Origin of the sequence: Citrobacter freundii complex sp. 2024EL-00216, from assembly GCF_043945515.1 — a bacterium.
GTDB lineage: Bacteria > Pseudomonadota > Gammaproteobacteria > Enterobacterales > Enterobacteriaceae > Citrobacter > Citrobacter portucalensis.
On the sequence record NZ_JBIMRA010000021.1, the window covers coordinates 1 to 20,557 of the forward strand.

Consider the following 20,557-nt stretch of genomic DNA (forward strand, 5'->3'; position numbering starts at 1 on the left):
TGAGGCAGCACCTGGCACGGCTGGGACGGAAGTCGCTGTCGTTCTCAAAATCGGTGGAGCTGCATGACAAAGTCATCGGGCATTATCTGAACATAAAACACTATCAATAAGTTGGAGTCATTACCAGGAATTGGTATTTAAAAAAACGATAAAAAACAGATTTGTTTTTTTATATAAGGAGTTGCGCAATGAGTTCTTCATTGCGCAAGACTATTTAACGTATTGTGCGGATGGCGTTAATCAACCCCTGAACGCCTTTTTCAAGTTTGGAACGTGGACATCCGGCATTGAGGCGCACAAAACCGCGTCCTTCTTCTCCGTATGTGTATCCGGGCATGATGGCGACTTTCTGCTGATGGATGAGTGCTTCCTGCAGTGCGTGGTCATCAAGGTTGAGTGGACGCAAGTCAATCCATGCCAGATAGGTGGATTGCGGAACCTGCCAGTTCAGTTCGGGGAATGCGTCATTCAGTTCGTGCGCGATGTAATGCAGGTTACTGGCAAGATAATCCCGCAGCGCATCAAGCCAGCTAGCGCCCTGTTGGTAGGCTGCGATATGTGCGCTAAGCGCGAGCACTGCAGGTGAGGAAAGACCATCCCGACCCTTTAACGCACTGAGGTAATCGTTGCGACTTTGCTCATCCTCAATAATCCCGTAAGCCCCGGTTAATGCCGGAATATTGAAGCTCTTTGAACCGGAGGTGAACAGCGCCCAACTGTCGCGTGCGACGTTACTCCACGGGATGTGCGGCTGGTCTGCCCATACCATATCCATATGGATCTCATCAGAAATGACTTTTACACCGTGGCGCTGACACAGTTCCGCCATGGTTTCCAGTTCATCGCGCGTCCATACCTTACCGGTTGGGTTGTGCGGGCTGCAAAGCAGGAGAATTTTGCTTTCAGGCCGGGACAGCGCTTTTTCTAGTGCAACCATGTCGCAAAACCAACCGTCAGCGCGTTTTTCAAGTCCGACAGCGCATACCTGACGCTGATTACCTTCAATCGCTTTGTAAAACGCGTCGTAAGCCGGCGTATGAATAACCACCGCATCACCCGCAGAAGACCATTGGCGGATCAGCTCCGATACCATATAGATGACCGAGGGGCCATAAACCAGCGACTGAGGATCGATTTGGGTATTATGACGCGATAGAAACCAGTGGCTAATCGCCGCCAGAAATTCATCATTTTTCCAGCGACTGTAACCCAACACGCCATGTGACAGGCGCTGAGCCAGCGCCTCCAGAATGCAGGGGGCGGTGGCAAAATCCATATCGGAGATGGTGAACGGCAGCAGGTCGGCTGAACCAAAACGGTCGGCAACGTAATCCCACTGGGTACACCAGGTACCATGCCTGTCCACAACCTTTGAAAAATCAAACATATTGTTGTCCTTAAGCCTGTACGGTGTGCATCAGAACTGCGATCTCGTCTTTCACTGACTGGACCTGCGGACCAATAACAACCTGAAGATTATGCTGATTGAGTTGCACTACGCCAATGGCGCGATTGTCCTTCAGTGCCTGTACGTTCACAAGCGACATATCCTTCACTGACAAGCGCAGACGGGTAATGCAGTTATCAAGGCTGACAATGTTTTCCGCACCGCCCAGCGCCGCCAGAATGGCAGGGACGTTGTAACCGGATTTACCCGGTGCTCCCGCCATGACTTTTTCGATATTGCTGGCAATTTCGACGTCCCGACCCGGGGTCTTCAGATTGAAGCGTGTGATGGCGAAACGGAAGATCACGTAGTACACCGCGAACCAGATCGCAGCTACGACAGGGACCAGATACCACTTGGTAGAGAGTCCGTGCAGAATGCCGAATACCACAAAGTCAATCAGGTTACCGTCCGTGTTACCGATGGTGACACCTAACACAGCCATCACGGTGAAACCAAGACCGGTCAGCAGGGCGTGGATTACATACAAAACAGGGGCAACGAACAGGAATAAGAACTCGAGTGGTTCGGTTGTACCGCCGATCACGCAGGCAATGAGACCAGAAATTAACAGCCCTTTAATTTTATGACGATTTTCAGGGCGAGCACAGTGGTACATAGCGAGCGCTGCCCCCGGCAAACCCCCGAGGAACGCCGGCATTTTACCCTGCGACAGGAAGCGGGTTGCGCTTTCAGAGAAACCTTGTGTTGTCGGGCAGCTCAGTTGAGCCTGGAAAATAGTCAGTGCGCCGCTCACGCTGTGACCGCAGACTTCCTGCGTGCCGCCAGCTTCGGTGAAGCGAATGAGCGCCACCAGAATATGATGCAGACCAAACGGCAGCAGCAGACGTTCACCGGTACCAAACAGCATTGGACCAAATTCGCCCGCGCTGTTGATGATGTGGCCGAGCCCGTTAATGCCCATGGCGAAAACCGGCCAAACCAGGGGAATGACCAGGCCGACCAGTCCCATCACCACCGAAGAGATAATTGGTACAAAGCGGGTACCGCCGAAGAACGCCAGTGCATCCGGCAGGCGAATGTTGTGGAAACGTTCATGCAGCATCCAGACGATGATCCCGGCAATAACAGCGCCGAGGATCCCGGTGTCGATCGACTGGATCCCCAGGATATTCTGCACGTTGTTGGCCTTCAGGATCGCGGCATCGGTGGTAGGCAAGATACCTTTCGCGGTTAACCAGAAGTTGACGGCAAGGTTCATCACCGCATAACCAACAAAACCGGCAAATGCCGCTACGCCTTTGTTCTCGCGGGCCAGGCCGAGAGGTATGGCAATACAGAACATCACCGGTAAGAAGCTAAACGCAAATGAGCCTACTTTGCTCATCCAGGTAAAAATAGCCTGCAGTACCGGATTACCCAATGCCGGAATCAGCGTTAAGACATCATGACTACTTAACGAGCTGCCGATCCCTAACATGATCCCGCAGAATGAGAGCAGAGCCACGGGCAGCATAAAGGTTTTGCCCAACTGCTGGAAAAATTCCCATAACGTAATTTTTGGTGTGGTTCTCGTCGTCATCAAACGACTCCTCGTAAAAGCTAGCTGACTAATGATGGCGAGAAGATAAAACGTTTTACCTAATTTTAGTGCGGTATAAATCACATTATCGAACGATAATAGGGCGTATAAATATATGTGATTGATAAAACGTTTTATCCGTCACGTTATCAGGGAGTTTTCCGTTTTTATGGCTATAGCCAAAAAAATAACCATCCATGATGTTGCGCTGGCCGCGGGCGTTTCGGTTAGTACCGTCTCATTGGTGCTCAGTGGAAAAGGCCGTATTTCATCCGCGACCGGCGAACGGGTGAATGCCGCTATTGAGCAACTGGGGTTTGTGCGTAATCGCCAGGCATCAGCGCTGCGTGGCGGGCAGAGCGGGGTAATTGGTTTGATCGTGCGCGACCTCTCCACCCCGTTTTACGCCGAGTTGACGGCGGGTCTGACGGAAGCTTTAGAAGCGCAGGGGCGCATGGTCTTTTTATTACATGGTGGCAGAGATGGCGAACAGCTGGCGCAGCGTTTCGCTATGCTGCTTAATCAAGGGGTTGATGGTGTGGTGATCGCCGGGCCTGCCGGCAGTAGCGACGACCTACAACAACTGGCCGCCGATAAGGGGATTCCGGTAGTGTTTGCGTCTCGGGCCAGCTACCTGGATGACGTCGACACCGTCAGGCCTGACAACATGCAGGCAGCGCAATTGCTGGTTGAACATCTGATACGCCATGGACATCAGCGCATCGCGTGGTTGGGGGGACAGAGTTCTTCATTGACCCGTGCAGAGCGTGTCGGCGGCTATTGTACGACGTTGCTAAAGTATGGTTTACCGTTTCATAGCGACTGGGTGCTGGAGTGCTCATCCAGCCAAAAGCAGGCCGCAGAGGAGGTGACCGCGCTATTACGTCGTAACCCAACGATCAGCGCAGTGGTGTGCTACAACGAAACCATAGCCGTTGGCGCCTGGTTTGGCCTGATGAGAGCAGGGCGTCAGAGTGGTGAAATTGGCGTAGACCGCTACTTCGAACAGCAGATCTCGTTAGCTGGATTTGCCGATGTAGCGGAAAATGCACTGGACGATATCCCCATTATTTGGGCCTGTACGCCCGCGCGTGAAATGGGATATACCCTTGCTGAGCGCATGCTACAGCGCATTGGGCACGATGATGGTCATTCGCGTAACTTAACGCTTTCCGCCCGTCTGGTGGTGGCAAAATAAAAAAGGCCCGATAAACACACGGTTATCGGGCCTGTTGTCACGCGTATTTACTGTTGCGGAATAGCCGGGGCATCCGGTTCGCCGAGAGAAGGCATACCGAACATGCCAACAAACTCATCCAGCGACATTTTTTGTCCGTTTAAGGTAACCTGGCCGTTTGCGTATTGCAGGCTGGAGCCGATGACGTTGTCCTGCATCGTTGTAATACGGAACATCTGACCCATTGCCGCCAGGCCATTCACCTGTTGTTTCGCCAGATCGGCCGCTTGTTCCTGCTGATAGCCTTCAATTTTGGCAATCTGCGTCATGAACTCAGTCGCCATATCAACCGGAATCGTCAGCTTAGCATCCAGTGATTTGACCGAACGATCCACTTCCTGAGCCAGCGTTTGTGGTTCCTCAGTATTTGCTGTCGGATCTTTTAGCAGCAGTGACAGATTAAATGCAGTTTCACCTTTTGCATTTTTCCAGCTCAGCGGGGCAATGGTGATAACCGGCTCGCCTTTCATCAGAATCGGCAGCGCATTGAAGAAGGCTTCAGTGACTTTTTGCTGATAAAGCTCAGGATTTTGTACCACATCAATCTGCGCCATCAGCGCCTTGGTTTGGGCGCTATACTGCTGACTGAACTGGTGTAATGCTTCACCGTCAATCTGGCCAACTTTCAGCGTCAGTTTACCGCTACCCATATCCTGACCCTGCAATTTCAGGCTGTTCAGCGTGTAATCCAGCTGGCTGTTGACAGTTTTACCCTCGTTGATCAGATCGGATTTGCCATCAATACCCATGCCTTCCAGTACCGCCAACTCTTTACCTTCGACGGAAATCGACAGTTTATCGAGTGACAATTTTTGGTCGCCGATGCGCTCACCAAAGCTGGCAATACTGCTGGAACCCTCAGTTTTCAGGTTATTGAAAGTCATTTGTACTTTCTGGTCATACTCGTTGACCGCATTGACCACGCCGCTTTGCGCATTGCCTGTCAGCGAGACAGCATTACCTTCTTTGTCTGCTGTAAACTGGAATTCCCCGCCGCTGAAGGCTACTTTTTCGTCGCCTTTCTCATAGTTCAGTGGTTTGAGGGAGAGATCGGAACGGGTATCGCCGCTGTAGCTGATACGGGAGTTAATGACAAATGGCGACTCACCTTTAGCAATATCAAACAGCGGTTTGGTAACGTCGTTATTGACCAGCGTCGTTTTCACGGAGGCCATAGCCGGGACCAGATTCAGTGATTTCAACTGAGCCAGCGGGAATGGACCGTGATCGACGGTTTCATTCAGGACGATACTTTGCCCCGGTTTTAGCCAGGAATCTGCCTGCCCGGCGATTGGTTTCACCACCAATTGCAGTTGGCTATTGAACACCCCGCGCTGGTAGTTTTGATAACTCAGTTCAATGCCCGCCTCAGGGGAGAAACGTTTTAACTGATCGTTTGCCTGTGTCACCATCTCGGCGAGATGCGTTTCAAGTTTCTTACCTGTGTACCAGGCGCCGCCCGTCCAGACGATACCCAGCGCAACCACCACACCCGCAGCTACCAGCGATTTTTTCATTTCGATATCCATAAAATAAAACCAGGCGTTTGAAGACGCCTGGAGGAGTGACATGTCTTTAACTCACTACAGCTTAGCAAGAGTTGTTAAAAATATCAGTATCTTGCTATAGCTTGTTATAAACCCGGGCTAAACGACCTGCGCCACTGATGTTAACCGGCGATTCATTCGCACCAATAAAGGCCGATTCACCCGGTCGCAGAACCAGACGTTGCTCGCCTTTGCTCAGCACGGCTTCACCCTCTATGCAGAACAAAATAGCCGCACTTTGCTGGCTGATATCTGCGCCACTGGTAGTAAGCTCATGCAGGGAGAACGCAAAATCGTCAACCGGGATCGGGAAGTCCAGTTCACCATCAGATTCAACCGGCGTGGTCAGTAACTGGTTTGCTGGCTTGGCGACAAACTTCACGTTGGCGACCAGTTCCGGGATATCAATATATTTTGGCGTCAGTCCGGCACGCAGCACGTTGTCCGAGTTAGCCATCACCTCAAGCGCCACACCTTGCAGGTAAGCGTGCGGGGTTTCGGCAAATAAGAACATAGCCTCGCCTGGATTGAGTTTCACCACATTGAGCAGCAGCGGGGAGAAAAGCCCACTGTCGTTCGGGTAGACGTCAGCGATCAGACGGATGGTTTGCCAGGGTTCACCCTGCTGGCTGTTCAGCGCTGATTTCAGGATCGCCAACGCATGGGATTTCTCCTCATCCTGCATATTCAGCAAGCTGGCGAAAAGATAGCTCAGACGTTCCGCACTCGGTTCTTCCAGGAAATGTGCAATAGCCGGATGTGCGGCGGAAACGGGTTGTAACAATGCAACAATGTCAGAGAACTCGCGGAATGCGTTCATCGCCAGGAAAGGCGTCAAAGCAAATACCAGTTCTGGTTTGTGGTTAGGATCTTTGTAGTTGCGCTCGGCGGCATCCATCGGGATCCCCGCGGCGTTTTCTTTGGCAAATCCAATTTCAGAATTGTGCTTGTTAGGATGAACCTGAATCGAAAGTGGTTGAGCAGCGCAGAGTACTTTAAACAGGAAGGGCAGTTCACCAAAACGTTGCGCTACGGCTTCGCCTAGCAGTGCGGATTTATCGTGCTCGATAACGTCGCGCAGAGCAACCGTCTGACCGTCAGCGCCCAGAATCTGCGAACTGCTTTTCGGATGCGCGCCCATCCACAACTCAGCCATCGGTTGCTGAGTGGGGTTGGCAATGCCATAGAGTTCCGTTAACGCCGTTTTACTTCCCCAGGCGTAGTTCTGCACTGAGTTGATGAGTTTTTGCATTATCAAGCCCTGTTTCAATGTTGAATTTTCTACGGCTATTAAACCAAGAAACCCTGAGGGAAGTAACCTGCACATGTAAAAAGTCGTACTTGTCTCAGTTTTTGTTAAAAAAATGTGTAGGATATGGTGACTCGCTTTTAATACCCTGAGTAATTCCGGTTGCAGAAAGCTCTTCCTTCTACAACCGGATCTGCGGCAGGGAAGCAGGGCAATGGAACATCTGCCCAGAGAATAACCAGACCGAGCAGTAAGTGAGAGCACAATGTCAAACAAACCCTTTCATTATCAGCATCCTTTCCCCCTCAAAAAGGATGATACCGAATACTATCTGCTGACCAGCGACTATGTCTCTGTTGCCGAATTTGAAGGGCAGGAGATTGTTAAAGTTGCACCGCAAGCCTTAACCCTGCTGGCTCGTCAGGCCTTTCATGATGCGTCGTTTATGCTGCGTCCCGCACATCAACAGCAGGTAGCTGATATTCTGCGCGACCCGGAGGCCAGCGAAAACGACAAATATGTGGCCCTGCAATTCCTGCGTAACTCTGACATCGCGGCAAAAGGCATTTTGCCGACCTGTCAGGACACCGGAACTGCGATTATCGTGGGTAAAAAAGGTCAGCGTGTCTGGACCGGTGGGGGCGATGAGGAGGCGCTGGCACGAGGCGTCTATAACACCTACATCGAAGACAACCTGCGCTATTCACAAAACGCAGCGCTGGATATGTATAAAGAGGTGAACACCGGTACCAACCTGCCAGCACAAATCGATTTGTATACCGTCGACGGAGATGAATACAAATTCCTGTGTATTGCCAAAGGTGGTGGTTCGGCGAACAAAACCTATCTGTACCAGGAAACCAAAGCGCTGCTAACGCCGGGCAAATTAAAAGATTACCTGGTTGAGAAAATGCGTACGTTGGGCACTGCGGCTTGTCCGCCGTATCACATCGCGTTCGTAATCGGTGGAACATCGGCAGAAGCCACACTGAAAACGGTCAAACTGGCTTCTGCAAAATACTACGACGAACTGCCGACAGAAGGTAACGAACATGGTCAGGCATTCCGCGATGTAGAGCTGGAAAAAGAGCTGCTGATTGAGGCGCAGAATTTGGGGCTTGGCGCGCAGTTTGGTGGGAAGTACTTCGCGCATGATATCCGCGTGATCCGCCTGCCGCGTCACGGCGCGTCGTGTCCGGTTGGTATGGGCGTTTCTTGCTCAGCCGATCGAAATATCAAAGCCAAGATCAACCGCGAAGGTATCTGGATCGAAAAACTGGAGCATAATCCTGGGAAATTTATACCGGAAGAACTGCGCCAGGCGGGAGAGGGGGAAGCGGTGCGCGTTGACCTCAATCGTCCGATGAAAGAGATTCTGGCTCAGCTTTCCCAGTATCCGGTTTCCACGCGTCTGTCGCTCAACGGTACAATTATCGTTGGCCGTGATATTGCGCATGCGAAACTGAAAGAACGTCTGGATAACGGCGAAAGTTTGCCGCAGTATGTTAAAGATCACCCGATCTATTACGCAGGTCCGGCAAAAACGCCGGAAGGCTATGCCTCTGGTTCGCTGGGGCCAACCACTGCCGGACGTATGGACTCGTATGTTGACCAGCTTCAGGCCGCTGGTGGGAGCATGATTATGCTGGCGAAAGGCAATCGCAGCCAGCAGGTGACCGATGCTTGCCATAAACATGGCGGCTTCTATTTGGGCAGTATTGGCGGCCCCGCCGCGGTGCTGGCTCAGGGCAGTATCAAGAGCCTGGAGTGCGTGGAATACCCGGAACTCGGGATGGAAGCCATCTGGAAAATTGAAGTAGAAGATTTCCCGGCATTTATCCTGGTAGATGACAAAGGCAACGATTTCTTCAAGCAAATTCAGACGTCGCAGTGCGCACGCTGCGTTAAGTAACGTCAGCCGCCCTTCGGGGCGGTTTTTTTTACCGCACGAACCACCAAACGACAGCTTTATCCTCGTTAATACTCATAAGACCAATGCAAATGGGCAATGTCGAAACATAACCTAATCAACTGTTAATGTAAGGAGCAGGTAATGGTAACGGTACGCCGCGAGAATGATTCAATGGGGGCGATTGATGTTCCTACCGATAAGCTTTGGGGCGCGCAAACCCAACGTTCGCTGGAGCATTTTCGTATCTCTACGGAGAAAATGCCGGTCTCGCTGATCCATGCGCTGGCGCTGACGAAACGCGCCGCGGCAAAGGTTAACCAGGATCTGGGGCTGCTGGCGGAGGATAAAGCCAGGGCTATTATGCAGGCTGCAGATGAGGTGTTGGCAGATAAACACCGCGATGAGTTTCCGCTGGCCATCTGGCAAACCGGCTCAGGCACGCAAAGCAATATGAACATGAACGAGGTGCTGGCAAACCGGGCCAGCGAATTGCTGGGCGGCGTGCGGGGGATGGAGCGAAAAGTACACCCCAACGATGATGTCAATAAAAGCCAAAGCTCGAACGATGTCTTCCCGACCGCAATGCACGTTGCCGCACTGCTGGCGCTGCGTAAATCTTTGATCCCACAATTAAATGTTTTGACCAAAACGCTCAGTGATAAGTCCCACGCTTTCGCCGATATCGTTAAAATTGGTCGTACACATTTGCAAGATGCAACTCCACTTACGCTTGGTCAGGAGATTTCCGGCTGGGTAGCAATGCTTGAACATAACCTCAGACACATTGAAAACAGTTTACCGCATGTGGCAGAACTGGCGTTGGGGGGAACCGCGGTAGGTACCGGACTGAATACTCATCCCGAATACGCCCGCCGGGTCGCGGATGAACTGCGGGTCATTACCTGCGCGCCGTTCGTTACCGCTCCGAATAAATTTGAAGCGTTGGCCACCTGCGATGCCCTGGTTCATGCCCACGGAGCGCTAAAAGGGCTGGCAGCGTCGCTGATGAAAATCGCCAACGATGTACGCTGGCTGGCATCTGGCCCGCGCTGTGGGATTGGCGAAATTTCAATTCCGGAAAATGAACCGGGCAGCTCGATCATGCCGGGTAAAGTCAATCCTACCCAGTGTGAAGCGCTGACCATGTTGTGCTGCCAGGTGATGGGTAACGATGTCGCCATCAATATGGGCGGGGCGTCAGGTAACTTTGAGCTCAACGTCTATCGACCGATGGTCATCCATAACTTCCTGCAGTCGGTACGCCTGCTGGCGGACGGTATGGAAAGCTTCAATGAACATTGCGCGACGGGAATCGAGCCCAACCGTGAACGAATAGATCAACTGCTCAATGAGTCGCTGATGCTGGTGACCGCGCTCAACACCCATATCGGTTACGATAAAGCGGCTGAAATTGCCAAAAAAGCGCATAAAGAAGGGCTGACGCTAAAAGCCTCCGCTCTGGCGCTGGGATATCTAACCGAAGCGGAGTTCGACAGCTGGGTACGTCCGGAACTGATGGTTGGCAGCATGCGGCCAGGCAGTTAATCCGCAACGTACAGGTGCAGCCGGGGAATAATCAATCTCAACGGCTGCGCCTGAGGTTTAAAACGATGTTGAACGTTATCGGCATCGTAATTCAGTAACTCGCCGATATCCGGTACGGTCATACCGTTGTCGTTATTAAGCAGTGCAATTAGTGGCGTCGGGCAGGCATATTGCACCTGTTTTTGCTCTCCTTTGTACCAGACGCGGGCAATAGGCTGCACTTTTACCGGCCTTTTAATTTTCAGGCGGGCCTGCTGCGGTAAGTCGGCGATATCCTGATATTCGCGTTCAAGCTTCGCCTGCCATTCTTCACGTGTCCAGGGATGTACGCTGCGCGGTGAGGTCAGGCTTTTTTCCAGTTGCTGCAGTACTTCATCACGTTTCAGGTTTTTAATAATGTGCTTGTTAGCCCAGCCGAATCGCAGGGTGGCAGGATCTCTGACAACGGTGAGCGTGCGATAGGCATTCAGTGTAATCAGCCCCGGCAGGTGGCGATGCACCCATTCGAAACGTGCTGCCGGCGCCAGCCCTGATTCTACTGTAACAATACGCTCGAAGGTGGTTTTCAACTGGTTTATACGCTGGATTTGTTCTTCCAGAGCACATTGCCCCGCATTATCAACCTGGTAGCACAATACACCCGGTAGGCGGACGGCCGCTTTGCTGCTGCGGTTTTCGGACTGCTGCTGAATAAACAGGTGACGGTAATGGCGCAGTGCCAGCGCTTCAGCCTCTTTGCCTAAATGCTGCTTAACATCAATGCTCTGCAGAGGGGCATGCTCTGCCTCTTTGACCACTTCCGGTAACGAGAATACGCGGGCAATCAGCAGCGTCTGCTGCAACAGGTTTTCATTCAGAAGCGCCAGTTCTTGTTCCATCTGGCGAAAGGTGCCGTTCAGGCGGTCAACGAGATCGTAACGGGCCATAGATTTACCATTTTAGTTACAACATACTTTTTTATAGCACAACATTCACCGCCTGGCCACCGAGCAGAATAGGTCAGGCAGCCGAAATTTCAGGAATGTTATGCCAGACGGGCCAACGGAAAGTAAACCGGGCGCCGCCAAGTTCACTTTCATCACAGACGACCGTCCCTCCCATAGCCAACGCTATTGAGTGGACGATGGCTAACCCAAGCCCACAACCCCCGGTCGCCCGGTCACGGCTGGGGTCAAGGCGTACAAACGGTTCAAAAACCTGTTCGCGAGCGTCTGGTGCAATACCGGGACCGTCGTCTTCCACTACCAGCGTGGCTTGATTGCCGTTCAGCAGCAGACTGGCTTGCACCGTTGACTGGCAATAGCGCAGGGCATTATTCAGCAAATTATCCAGGACCCGCTCCATCAGGCGCATATCCAACGCGCCGTAGTCGCCAGTTTCGAGATGACGTAATTGCACCGCACGGTCAGGATTTACGCTTTGCACATCCTCCAGATGGGTTGTCAACCAAGCAGGCAGGTCCGGTACGCTGAGTTTCAGTTCATTTTGCGGGCGATCCAGGCGGGCGTAGGTCAGTAACTCTTCGATCAACGCTTCCAGTTGGCCGATATCACGATTCAGCGCCTGAGATTCCTGCTCGGTGAGGTTATCACTCATTTCCAGCCGGTAACGTAAACGTACCAGCGGGGTACGAAGCTCATGGGCAATACCATCGATGAGCTGTTTTTTACTGGCGATCAGCGCATTGATATTGTCGGCCATTTGGTTAAACGCTACGCCCAGGCGCTCAAAGCTGGAACCGCTGTCAAAATGAAGGCGTTCACTCAGATGTCCTTCACCAAAACGTTGTGCGGCGGATTCGAGTCTGAGCATTTCCTGCCAGTGTGGGCGCATCCAGATCAGTACCGGGAAGGCCAGTGAGATAGCAATAAACGCCATCAGCGCGATGTCCAGCAAGCGCATTTGATGGAGAAAATAGAGGTAGGGAACCGGACCGACGGCCAGCACATAATGGCTGCGAGGAATGCGTTGAATGAAGGTGTATTGATCGTCAAGTGCCACAATATCGCCTTCGCGCAAACGCTGCATGGTTGGGGCATCCAGTGTGTACTTATTCAGCGGTTCAACGCGCAGGTCAAATGAGAGGTTTAAATCCATCTCCTTCAGCGTCTTACCCCAGTCGCGTGGCGGGATTTCGCGTAGTTCACTGCGCATCAGGTACAACGAGCTTTTCATCAAATCGTCGAGCGACTGTCTGCCTGCGCGTTCTGCGGTGAATTTGTATACCAGACCGACCAACAGGGTCATCACCAAAAAGCAGACAAACAGCAGGAGGTAAAACTGCACAAACAGTTTCTTCATAAAAAATCACCGAACGCTCAATAAGTTAGCGAGTGCACGTGTCCCTCAGGGGAAAAGTGGGCACAGCGGTATCCGCCGATGCGTGGGTTCAGAAAGGTTCTCCGATCACCATCCGGCGTGCTTGTCCACGCAGAGTACACTGTATATCTCTTTTCTGCATTCTTATGGCTCCTACGGGCGCGGAATGACCTTTCGCTGGATCACGCATTGCTTTCTACGCTGTAAGTTAATCAAAATCGGGGTGGGGTTGTTCTGGCGTATGTCACGACCGCACCTAAAAGGTTACTTCGTTTCTCAACGTAGATGGTGTTGTTATATTCGTAGTTACCTTCGGGATAGCAAATTCTGATGTTAGTCCCGAGATCCGGATCGTCAACATCAGCCCCCGAACAACTTTTAGAACTTCCTGTAGCATAGACGTATGTGGCGGTATAGGACGAGGGGACACCCGGAATGAACCAGGTTATCGCCATAACCATGATCACTGAAAACAGCACCATGGCAATGCTGATGCCACCAAATAATTTCAGATAGGTTTGGAAGGGACTTTTTTTCATTATCCCATTACCTACCAGAAATAAGGTAATTAACAATGACACTGCCAGAGAAATAAGCATGAGGTATTTGGATGTGAGCGGGTAGAGAAATGTCGCTCTGTAAATCGTTACCTTCCACCAGTAAAAGAGAAATATTGCGCCGAGAGATGAGACGGTAACAAAAAACAAATATGGATATGAGTATTTTCTCATCCTTGTGACTCCAGAACAATTTCTCCATTTGGGTTTAATAAATTACCATTTGTTTTGAATAATGAAAATGGCTCTCTTGTTTGAATTGTTAGGTACGCCGCAGACCAGAGAATTTGCGCTATCTTTGGGGATATAGGCATAATAATAAAAGGGATATTCTCACCCGTGGCAGGGATGACTGACCTTGCGTATAATGCGTGCCGATACTTCCTGAAAAGTGCTGTGACTGAAAATATGAATCTCAATCGCTGTTGTTATTCGCTACTCATTTTCGCAGCGGTCGGCTGCATTTTCACCGCTTATCCTCTTGTTATATGGTTTCTACTCGCCAACGTTTTGACGCTGCTGTTATACGGCGTGGACAAAATGGCGGCACGCAAGGACTGGCGCAGAGTGCCGGAATCCACATTGCTGGTGTTTGGCGTTGTGGGCGGGTGGGGCGGCGCGATAGCGGGTCAACAAATCTTTCGCCATAAAACACAAAAGCAGCCTTTCAAAACCTACTTTATTATCAGTGTGATAGTGAGTGTTTCTGTGATGGGCATGATTTATAAGTTCTATCCATTTTTCCTTCCTGAGCATGGTTGGTGAATAAACTGCCGGTTTATTTGAGGCAGGAAATATATTTTTCACCTGAACGGCGCACAATTTCATCGGCATTTTGCGTAATATCTTTACCTTCAAATGCGCCGTAAAGTTGCTTAAATTTCACTGTTCTCAGGCGTTGGATGATGTCGCTGACGGTGGCGGCTGGCAACGGTAGCATATTGGGGTAGCTCCACATAAATGAGACTGCATGGGCACCTGGTGTAACTTGAACGATGTCGCCAGAAAGCACCACGCCTTCGTCACGCGCCCAGTGCAGGACGCAGCCACCAGCAAAGTGCCCGCCGAGACGTATCATCGTGACGTCACGGGTTAACTCAATGGTGTCGCCATCCCAGAATCTAATCCACGGGCTGTCACGCATTACCCACCTTCTGTCGCTGGCATGAAGGTAAATCGGCGCGTTAAATTCCGCAGCCCAGTCCTGCATGGTGGTGTAGTAATGAGGATGCGAAATCGCGATAGCCTTAAGGCCGCCAAGGGACGTTATTAGTGTTTTTGTGGCATCGTCGAGCGTGGCAATGCAGTCCCACAGAATATTTCCTTCTGGGGTACGCACAAGAAACGCGCGCTGATCAATTGCAAAATCAGGAACGGTGCGGATGCTGAGGAGGGTACTGTCGTGTTGCTTCCACTTATTTGTATGCGATGCACACAGGGTGTCAAAATCGATCCATTTCTGCCCGCTTGTGGGGACATATTGACGTTCATCCAGGCAGATATCGCAATGTTCCGGATGGGCGCCAGTTACCTCATAGGATGTTCCACAGGTTTTGCATAACGTGATCATCGTGTCCTCCTCATATACCGAACACAGTCAGCATGGCACACAGATACACAAGGATGTGCCTGTTAGTGCTCTACCCGATAAGTCAGTGATGATGGAAGTGGGGGTTGTGGCTCAACTAAAAGAAAACAGGAATAATGCCGACACGGATCTTTTGATTACCATCTTCCAGAGAAAAATGAGGATATTGTTTGGAAAATCGTCTGTTCAACACCTGGCTTAACCGTTGGGGGCTCACTCCAGATGGTGAACCGTTTGAAACGCACACATCGCAGCTTTTGCCTGTGGTGGTGGTCAAGGACGGGCAGAAAGCCATACTAAAGATCACCGATGATGACAGTGAACGGATCGGCTGTGAACTCATGGTCTGGTGGAACGGAAATGGCGCAGCGAAAGTACTTGCTCATGCTGCAGGGGCGATTCTGCTGGAACGTGCGACGGGGACAGAGTCTTTAGCGGACATGTCCTGGACTGGCAACGATGCGCAGGCCTGTCGCATTATTTGCCATGCTGCCAGTAGACTCCATCTCTCCCGAAATGCGTCTACGCCTGCGTTAACACCTCTGCACCATTGGTTTCGCGATCTGGCTCCAGCCGCGAAAAAGCATGGCGGTACCCTGACGCGTTGTACTGCGGTGGCAAACGTACTGCTATCTTCACCCCATGATGAAGTCGTATTACATGGCGATCTACACCACGGCAATATTCTTGATTTCGGAACGAAAGGATGGCTTGCTATCGATCCCAAAGGGCTGGTGGGCGAGCGTGGCTTTGATTATGCCAATATCTTTACTAACCCCGATCTTGCCGAACCTACCAGACCTGTCGCCATTGAGCCGGAAATATTCACGCAACGAGTCAACATTGTGTCTGAAATCGCCAGAATTGAACGGCAGCGTTTACTGATGTGGATTGTTGCCTGGTGTGGGTTGTCGTCCGTCTGGTTTCTGCAAGAGGGTGACAGCGCAACGGTACCTCTGCATATTGCGGAGCTAGCGATGGCAGAACTTGCTTCAGGTGGTAATCAATTTTGATCTACGACACTGGGTTAGTAATTCTTAAGAGTTATCATTAGCCTGGTAAATGTTGTATTAATCAATCAATGAACGGCGGTGTGGTGTGTTGTTGAGCGAAAATTTGACAGGCCGGAAACAATGAACGCATTGTTTTCATTATTAAAAAAACGCCCGAATATTCTTTTGTTGATGGTCTTACTCATCGGGGCAAACATCGTAGCGTGGCTGTGGGCTTTCACCGCGTTTAGCAACAATACTTCCTTATTGGCACTGAGTCTGATTGCGTGGTGCTATGGTTTGCGCCATGCCGTTGATGCCGATCATATCGCCGCGATAGACAGCGCGACGCGTAAACTCATGCAGCAGAAAAAACGTGCCCTGACAACGGGGGCCTGGTTTTCTCTGGGACACTCTACCATTGTGGTGCTAGCCAGCATTGGCATTGCGTTAACTACCAGCGTGTTTAAGCAACATATGGCATGGTTTCAGAATGTCGGTGGTCTGATAGGAACTACGGTTTCTGCCGTATTTTTGCTGATTCTGGCTACCATCAATCTCATTATTTTCTGCCAGGTCTGGAAGGCATTCCGCCATCTTAAACGCACCGGTACTTACGATGGCACCACGGAAGACATTACAGTTTCAGGCCCTCTGAACTGGCTTTTCCGCTCAGCGTTTCGGCTGGTAGGTAAAGACTGGCATATGTATTTTGTCGGCTTTCTGTTTGGTCTGGGTTTTGATACCGCCACTGAAATTTCTTTGCTGGGAATTTCTGCTTCAAGCGCGTCCAGCGGCATGTCAGTTTGGTCAATTCTCGTATTCCCGGCGCTGTTTACCTGCGGTATGGCGTTAATTGATTGTCTCGACAGTATTCTGATGGTTGAGGCCTACGGATGGGCGTTCAATAAGCCGCAACGTAAGCTCTATTACAATATGACCATTACCGGGACTTCCGTGATTGTTGCGCTATTTATTGGCGGGCTGGAGGCGCTGGGACTTCTCTCTGACGCGTTTTCGCTTCAGGGTGGTTTGTGGGATACCGTCAGCAATTTGAGTGACCATATGGGGAATGTCGGTTTTGCGATTATTGGCGTCTTTATCGGCTGTTGGATTATCTCCGCCGTAAACTACCGTTGGAAAAAATACGACGGACTGACGTTTAGTTAGCTATCAATGTGACAGTGTAACGCCAGGTAATTAAGAGGGCCGATCAAAGTGACCGGCCCGGTTGGATTACTTCTGCGGCTCGTCGTCCCAGGCGTGCGGTGCGAACAGATAACCTTTGTTGCGTACCGTTTTGATTCGATAGGGTTCAGTCGCGTTATCGAGCAGTTTTTTGCGTAAGCGGGAAATCGCGACATCGACGCTGCGATCCATGCCGTCATAACTTACGCCACGCAGGTTTTTTAGCAACGCATCACGGTCCATAATCTGCCCGGCATGGGTTGCCAACTCCCACAGTAATTCAAAATCAGCGGTGGAAAGAGAGATTTGCTCGCCGCCGAGCAGCACGGAGCGGTTGGTGGGATCGATAGTGAGTGTGCCAAAGCGCAGCGTTGTGTGCGGTGTGATGGTTGCCGCTTGAATGCCTTTAGACTGTGCTGAGTGTTCATTCTGGCGCAGGTGCAGGCGCAGGCGAGCCAGCAGCACAGCTGGCGGCGTTGTCTTCAGGATGTAGTCACAGGCGCCCATTTCCAGCGCCAGGATATGGTTCATGTCGCTGTCCAGCGAGGTGAGCAGAACAATCGGGCCTTGCCAGCGTCCGCGTAGATCGCGGCAGATAGTCATCCCGTCTTTGCCCGGCAGCATGATATCTAATAACACCAGATCGGGTTGAACGTGCAGGATTTTCTCCTCGGCCAAATCACCACGAGGTTCAAGGATAACCTCAATATCATGCCGGGCCAGATAGGCTGCAATCAGTGAGCCAACTTCGGGATCATCTTCAACAAATACGATGGTGTTCATATCATTCATTTTGAATATAAAACGCCAACATACACCGCCCCGGTTTTTCCTTCCATTAATCTTTTCTAAACAAGAACGCTTCCGTTATGCTAGAGGCTGATGTTATTGATGTGTTAAGGCAGAGTGATGGGACTCGTTATAAAAGCGGCGCTCGGTGCGCTGGTGGTGGTGTTGATAGGTTTGCTGGCGAAAACAAAGAATTACTATATTGCTGGATTAATTCCACTGTTCCCGACGTTTGCGTTGATTGCCCACTACATCGTGGCCAGTGAGCGTGGGATCGAGGCGTTACGTACAACCATTGTATTCAGTATGTGGTCGATTATTCCCTATTTTGTCTACCTTGTTTCACTGTGGTATTTCACTGGGTTTATGCGCTTACCCATCGCGCTCGGCGGTGCAGTAGTGTGCTGGAGCCTGAGCGCGTGGTTGCTGATCTTTTGTTGGATCAAACTGCACTAACGCAGATGACGCCCGCCATCAAGGGCAAAACTACGCCCGGTGACAAAACAACTAGTTAGTAGGTAGTCAATTAAATCAATGACCTCTTTTTCACCAGGCGCGGTTTTCATCAGTGATTTGTTTAGTGCCTGCTGGCGATACTCTGCATCGTCGCCCTCGTTAAACAGGATAAGTGAGGGGGCAATCGCGTTCACTTTCACTTCCGGTGCCAGTTTGCGCGCGAACGAGCGGGTCATATTATCCAGCGCCGCTTTGCTGGCAGCATAAGCAATGTGCTTGTCGCTGCCACGCTCCACAACATAATCCGTGAAATGGATGATGTCGCTGGCTGCGTGCCCATGACCGCGTAGCAATCCTTCCAGCGCGTGGTTGAGCAGATATGGCGTATTGACGTGGATCTGCATCATACGTGACAGTACTTCGCTAAGCGGTGTGCCGGGTTTTTCGGCGACCCAGGCGCTGGCATTATGCACAATGGCGCGCAAGCCATCCGTCTGCGCTTTGACCTCATCAGCAAAGGCCAGTACGCCTTCATCCGTGGAAAAGTCAGCCGGGATACAAATCGCGCCCGCTTCTCGCAGGCCGTCAATGGCAGGATAGTGAGTTCGGTAGCTGACGATAACTGGCTGTTTTTGGTTCAGAAAGTGCCATGCGACGGCGAGGCCGATACGACGACCACCTCCGGTGATAAGAATTGGCAAAGGGTTTTTTTTACCCATCGTAATCTCCATATGTCGCGAACGATGGGTATAACGTTATCCCATCAGCATCCAGGTAGCCGGCACAGCAGCAACAAGCAACAGGCCGATCAGCGCCATCTCCTGGCGTTTTAATACGTTTTCATGCGTGTGCGTTTTACGGGCATAAAGGAAAACCAACAGCCCTGGCGCATACAACACTACAGACAGCAGTAGGTGCATCGGACCTGACGCATACAATAACCATATGCCATAAATACTCGCGCCGATACCGACAGCCTTATGAATCGGACGGGTGGCAATTTTTAACAGAAATGCGCCGACCAGCAAATAGGGCACCAGAATCATCTCTGAGGCGATTGTCAGTAACGTATTGTAGTCGGAGCCTGTGAGCCAGATTAGCACAAGGCAGATTTGTACGCAGATGTTGGTTAGCCACAGCGATGCCGATGGCGCACCCTGTGCATTCTGTCGCGCAAAAATACGCGGAAACGCTTTGTGCGTGGAGGCGAGGAACGGCACTTCAGCCGCCATAATCGTCCAGCTTAAATAGGCACCGCACACGGAAACAATCAGACCCGCGGCAATAATAATTTCGCCCCATGGCCCCATCATTTTAACCATCAGACCGGCCATTGATGGATTGCGGATCTCTGCCAGTTCTGGCCGCGCGACAACGCCGAGAGATAGCAGGGTGACTAACAGGTAAACGCCCAGTGCGGCGAGTACAGCTAACAGCGTGGCGCGACCAACATCGCGTTTATTTCTGGCGCGGGCAGATACCACCACCGCGCCTTCCACACCAATGAAAACCCACAGGGTGATGAGCATGGTGTTTTTGACCTGCTCCCAGACAGGCACGCCCAACGCGACGCCGGTAAAATCGAGAGTAAAGGTGCCGAGCTTAAACAGCATGAACGCCAGCACGATAAAGAGGCCTAGCGGCAGTAGTTTTGCCAGAGTAGCGACCAGGTTAATGCTGGCCGCGGTTTGTACTCCCCGCAACACCAGAAAATGGACTATCCATAACAGTACCGATGCGCCGACAATCGACTGCCAGGTATTACCGTCGCCGAACAGACGTAATTCCGGTGTGTCGGTAAAGAAACTGAGCGCAGAGAAGACGATGACCAGATACGAAACGTTAGCGATAACAGCGCACAGCCAGTATCCCCACGCAGAGCAGAAGCCAATCAACTCGCCGAAACCTTCACGTGCATAGGTGAAGATACCGCCGTCCAGTTCAGGACGGATACGCGTCAGGATCAGCATGGCAAAGGCGAGCAAAAGAATACCCGCACCGGTAATCGCCCAACCAATCAGTAATGCAGCCGGGCTGGCTACTGCCGCCATATTTTGTGGCAGACTGAAAACGCCAGCGCCGAGCATTGAGCTTAAAACCAGCGCGGTCAGTGCGCTCAGACCCAATTTCTTTTCCATTTGTATCCAGTTACAAAAACGAGAGTGAGAGAATAATTATTTTGGCAAAC

19 protein-coding genes are annotated in these 20,557 nt (G+C 51.3%); 8 read left to right on the forward strand and 11 right to left on the reverse strand.

The features are described from left to right. On the forward strand, window positions 1-110 hold a 110-nt coding region (locus ACHHZ7_RS20445), incomplete at its 5' end, for an IS1 family transposase (protein ID WP_019725171.1). 104 nt (window positions 111-214) lie between these two features. On the opposite strand, the gene ACHHZ7_RS20450 is transcribed toward ACHHZ7_RS20445, so the two are convergent. Beyond that, a complete protein-coding gene (locus tag ACHHZ7_RS20450; protein ID WP_060682248.1) occupies window positions 215-1,387 on the reverse strand; it encodes a MalY/PatB family protein in 1,173 nt (390 codons plus the stop codon). Window positions 1,388-1,397: 10 nt separating this feature from the next. Further along, window positions 1,398-2,990: a maltose/glucose-specific PTS transporter subunit IIBC gene (malX, locus tag ACHHZ7_RS20455; RefSeq protein ID WP_048214257.1), complete on the reverse strand. Its 1,593-nt coding sequence runs from the start codon at window positions 2,988-2,990 to the stop codon at window positions 1,398-1,400. A gap of 169 nt (window positions 2,991-3,159) precedes the next feature. Here malX and ACHHZ7_RS20460 point away from each other — a divergent pair, with 169 nt between their 5' ends. After that, on the forward strand, window positions 3,160-4,188 hold the full coding sequence (locus ACHHZ7_RS20460; RefSeq protein ID WP_060682247.1) for a Mal regulon transcriptional regulator MalI: 1,029 nt from the start codon (window positions 3,160-3,162) through the stop codon (window positions 4,186-4,188). Window positions 4,189-4,235: 47 nt separating this feature from the next. Here the strand turns inward: ACHHZ7_RS20460 and ACHHZ7_RS20465 are convergent, their stop codons facing one another. Both ACHHZ7_RS20465 and manA read right to left on the reverse strand, forming a co-directional pair. Further along, window positions 4,236-5,744 carry a YdgA family protein gene (locus tag ACHHZ7_RS20465; protein ID WP_060683731.1) on the reverse strand — a complete coding sequence of 503 codons (1,509 nt, stop codon included), beginning with the start codon at window positions 5,742-5,744 and terminating at the stop codon, window positions 4,236-4,238. Window positions 5,745-5,850: 106 nt separating this feature from the next. After that, a complete protein-coding gene (manA, locus tag ACHHZ7_RS20470) occupies window positions 5,851-7,026 on the reverse strand; it encodes a mannose-6-phosphate isomerase (RefSeq protein ID WP_060682246.1) in 1,176 nt (391 codons plus the stop codon). A 262-nt stretch (window positions 7,027-7,288) separates the two neighbouring features. Between manA and fumB the strand changes: the two genes are divergently transcribed. Then, window positions 7,289-8,935, forward strand: a complete 1,647-nt coding sequence (gene fumB, locus ACHHZ7_RS20475; protein ID WP_008784695.1) for a class I fumarate hydratase — start codon at window positions 7,289-7,291, stop codon at window positions 8,933-8,935. Between the two features lie 141 nt (window positions 8,936-9,076). After that, window positions 9,077-10,480, forward strand: coding sequence for a class II fumarate hydratase (fumC, locus tag ACHHZ7_RS20480; protein ID WP_032949237.1), 1,404 nt, complete (start codon window positions 9,077-9,079; stop codon window positions 10,478-10,480). Here the strand turns inward: fumC and tus are convergent. The 3 genes from tus to ACHHZ7_RS20495 all read right to left on the reverse strand — a co-directional run bounded on the left by tus (window position 10,477) and on the right by ACHHZ7_RS20495 (window position 13,530). After that, on the reverse strand, window positions 10,477-11,406 hold the full coding sequence (tus, locus tag ACHHZ7_RS20485; protein WP_048235429.1) for a DNA replication terminus site-binding protein: 930 nt from the start codon (window positions 11,404-11,406) through the stop codon (window positions 10,477-10,479). The genes fumC and tus overlap by 4 nt on opposite strands. A 73-nt stretch (window positions 11,407-11,479) precedes the next feature. After that, on the reverse strand, window positions 11,480-12,781 hold the full coding sequence (gene rstB, locus ACHHZ7_RS20490) for a two-component system sensor histidine kinase RstB (RefSeq protein ID WP_060682245.1): 1,302 nt from the start codon (window positions 12,779-12,781) through the stop codon (window positions 11,480-11,482). A 230-nt stretch (window positions 12,782-13,011) separates the two neighbouring features. Then, window positions 13,012-13,530, reverse strand: coding sequence for a hypothetical protein (locus ACHHZ7_RS20495; RefSeq protein ID WP_079933994.1), 519 nt, complete (start codon window positions 13,528-13,530; stop codon window positions 13,012-13,014). A gap of 234 nt (window positions 13,531-13,764) precedes the next feature. On the opposite strand from ACHHZ7_RS20495, the gene ACHHZ7_RS20500 reads away from it, so the two are divergent. Continuing rightward, a complete protein-coding gene (locus ACHHZ7_RS20500; RefSeq protein ID WP_057068958.1) occupies window positions 13,765-14,121 on the forward strand; it encodes a DUF1294 domain-containing protein in 357 nt (118 codons plus the stop codon). Window positions 14,122-14,134: 13 nt separating this feature from the next. Here the strand turns inward: ACHHZ7_RS20500 and ACHHZ7_RS20505 are convergent, their stop codons facing one another. Then, entirely contained in the window at window positions 14,135-14,926 is a 792-nt protein-coding gene (locus ACHHZ7_RS20505) for an MBL fold metallo-hydrolase (protein ID WP_032943363.1), read from the reverse strand. A 188-nt stretch (window positions 14,927-15,114) separates the two neighbouring features. Between ACHHZ7_RS20505 and ACHHZ7_RS20510 the strand changes: the two genes are divergently transcribed. After that, a complete protein-coding gene (locus ACHHZ7_RS20510) occupies window positions 15,115-15,957 on the forward strand; it encodes an aminoglycoside phosphotransferase family protein (protein ID WP_071446489.1) in 843 nt (280 codons plus the stop codon). Window positions 15,958-16,077: 120 nt separating this feature from the next. Then, complete coding sequence (locus ACHHZ7_RS20515; RefSeq protein ID WP_060682244.1) at window positions 16,078-17,106, forward strand: HoxN/HupN/NixA family nickel/cobalt transporter; 1,029 nt, start codon at window positions 16,078-16,080, stop codon at window positions 17,104-17,106. A gap of 66 nt (window positions 17,107-17,172) precedes the next feature. Here ACHHZ7_RS20515 and rstA read toward each other — a convergent pair whose 3' ends face one another. Beyond that, the gene (gene rstA, locus ACHHZ7_RS20520; protein ID WP_003832842.1) at window positions 17,173-17,916 is read right to left on the reverse strand and encodes a two-component system response regulator RstA; all 744 of its coding nucleotides are present in this window, start codon (window positions 17,914-17,916) and stop codon (window positions 17,173-17,175) included. Between the two features lie 117 nt (window positions 17,917-18,033). Between rstA and ACHHZ7_RS20525 the strand changes: the two genes are divergently transcribed. Next, complete coding sequence (locus tag ACHHZ7_RS20525) at window positions 18,034-18,369, forward strand: GlpM family protein (RefSeq protein WP_008784705.1); 336 nt, start codon at window positions 18,034-18,036, stop codon at window positions 18,367-18,369. On the opposite strand, the gene folM is transcribed toward ACHHZ7_RS20525, so the two are convergent. Further along, a complete protein-coding gene (folM, locus tag ACHHZ7_RS20530) occupies window positions 18,366-19,088 on the reverse strand; it encodes a dihydromonapterin reductase (protein WP_020996413.1) in 723 nt (240 codons plus the stop codon). The genes ACHHZ7_RS20525 and folM overlap by 4 nt on opposite strands. Before the next feature lie 36 nt (window positions 19,089-19,124). Next, on the reverse strand, window positions 19,125-20,507 hold the full coding sequence (locus tag ACHHZ7_RS20535; RefSeq protein ID WP_060682243.1) for an amino acid permease: 1,383 nt from the start codon (window positions 20,505-20,507) through the stop codon (window positions 19,125-19,127). Window positions 20,508-20,557 lie beyond the last annotated feature (50 nt).

Excerpts from the sequence above, each read along its gene's own strand:
- ACHHZ7_RS20450 (WP_060682248.1), bottom strand. The coding sequence starts at position 1,387 with ATGTTTGATTTTTCAAAGGTTGTGGACAGGCATGGTACCTGGTGTACC.
- malX (WP_048214257.1), bottom strand. The coding sequence starts at position 2,990 with ATGACGACGAGAACCACACCAAAAATTACGTTATGGGAATTTTTCCAG.
- ACHHZ7_RS20460 (WP_060682247.1), top strand. The coding sequence starts at position 3,160 with ATGGCTATAGCCAAAAAAATAACCATCCATGATGTTGCGCTGGCCGCG.
- ACHHZ7_RS20465 (WP_060683731.1), bottom strand. The coding sequence starts at position 5,744 with ATGAAAAAATCGCTGGTAGCTGCGGGTGTGGTGGTTGCGCTGGGTATC.
- manA (WP_060682246.1), bottom strand. The coding sequence starts at position 7,026 with ATGCAAAAACTCATCAACTCAGTGCAGAACTACGCCTGGGGAAGTAAA.
- fumB (WP_008784695.1), top strand. The coding sequence starts at position 7,289 with ATGTCAAACAAACCCTTTCATTATCAGCATCCTTTCCCCCTCAAAAAG.
- fumC (WP_032949237.1), top strand. The coding sequence starts at position 9,077 with ATGGTAACGGTACGCCGCGAGAATGATTCAATGGGGGCGATTGATGTT.
- tus (WP_048235429.1), bottom strand. The coding sequence starts at position 11,406 with ATGGCCCGTTACGATCTCGTTGACCGCCTGAACGGCACCTTTCGCCAG.
- rstB (WP_060682245.1), bottom strand. The coding sequence starts at position 12,781 with ATGAAGAAACTGTTTGTGCAGTTTTACCTCCTGCTGTTTGTCTGCTTT.
- ACHHZ7_RS20495 (WP_079933994.1), bottom strand. The coding sequence starts at position 13,530 with ATGAGAAAATACTCATATCCATATTTGTTTTTTGTTACCGTCTCATCT.
- ACHHZ7_RS20500 (WP_057068958.1), top strand. The coding sequence starts at position 13,765 with ATGAATCTCAATCGCTGTTGTTATTCGCTACTCATTTTCGCAGCGGTC.
- ACHHZ7_RS20505 (WP_032943363.1), bottom strand. The coding sequence starts at position 14,926 with ATGATCACGTTATGCAAAACCTGTGGAACATCCTATGAGGTAACTGGC.
- ACHHZ7_RS20515 (WP_060682244.1), top strand. The coding sequence starts at position 16,078 with ATGAACGCATTGTTTTCATTATTAAAAAAACGCCCGAATATTCTTTTG.
- rstA (WP_003832842.1), bottom strand. The coding sequence starts at position 17,916 with ATGAATGATATGAACACCATCGTATTTGTTGAAGATGATCCCGAAGTT.
- ACHHZ7_RS20525 (WP_008784705.1), top strand. The coding sequence starts at position 18,034 with ATGGGACTCGTTATAAAAGCGGCGCTCGGTGCGCTGGTGGTGGTGTTG.
- folM (WP_020996413.1), bottom strand. The coding sequence starts at position 19,088 with ATGGGTAAAAAAAACCCTTTGCCAATTCTTATCACCGGAGGTGGTCGT.
- ACHHZ7_RS20535 (WP_060682243.1), bottom strand. The coding sequence starts at position 20,507 with ATGGAAAAGAAATTGGGTCTGAGCGCACTGACCGCGCTGGTTTTAAGC.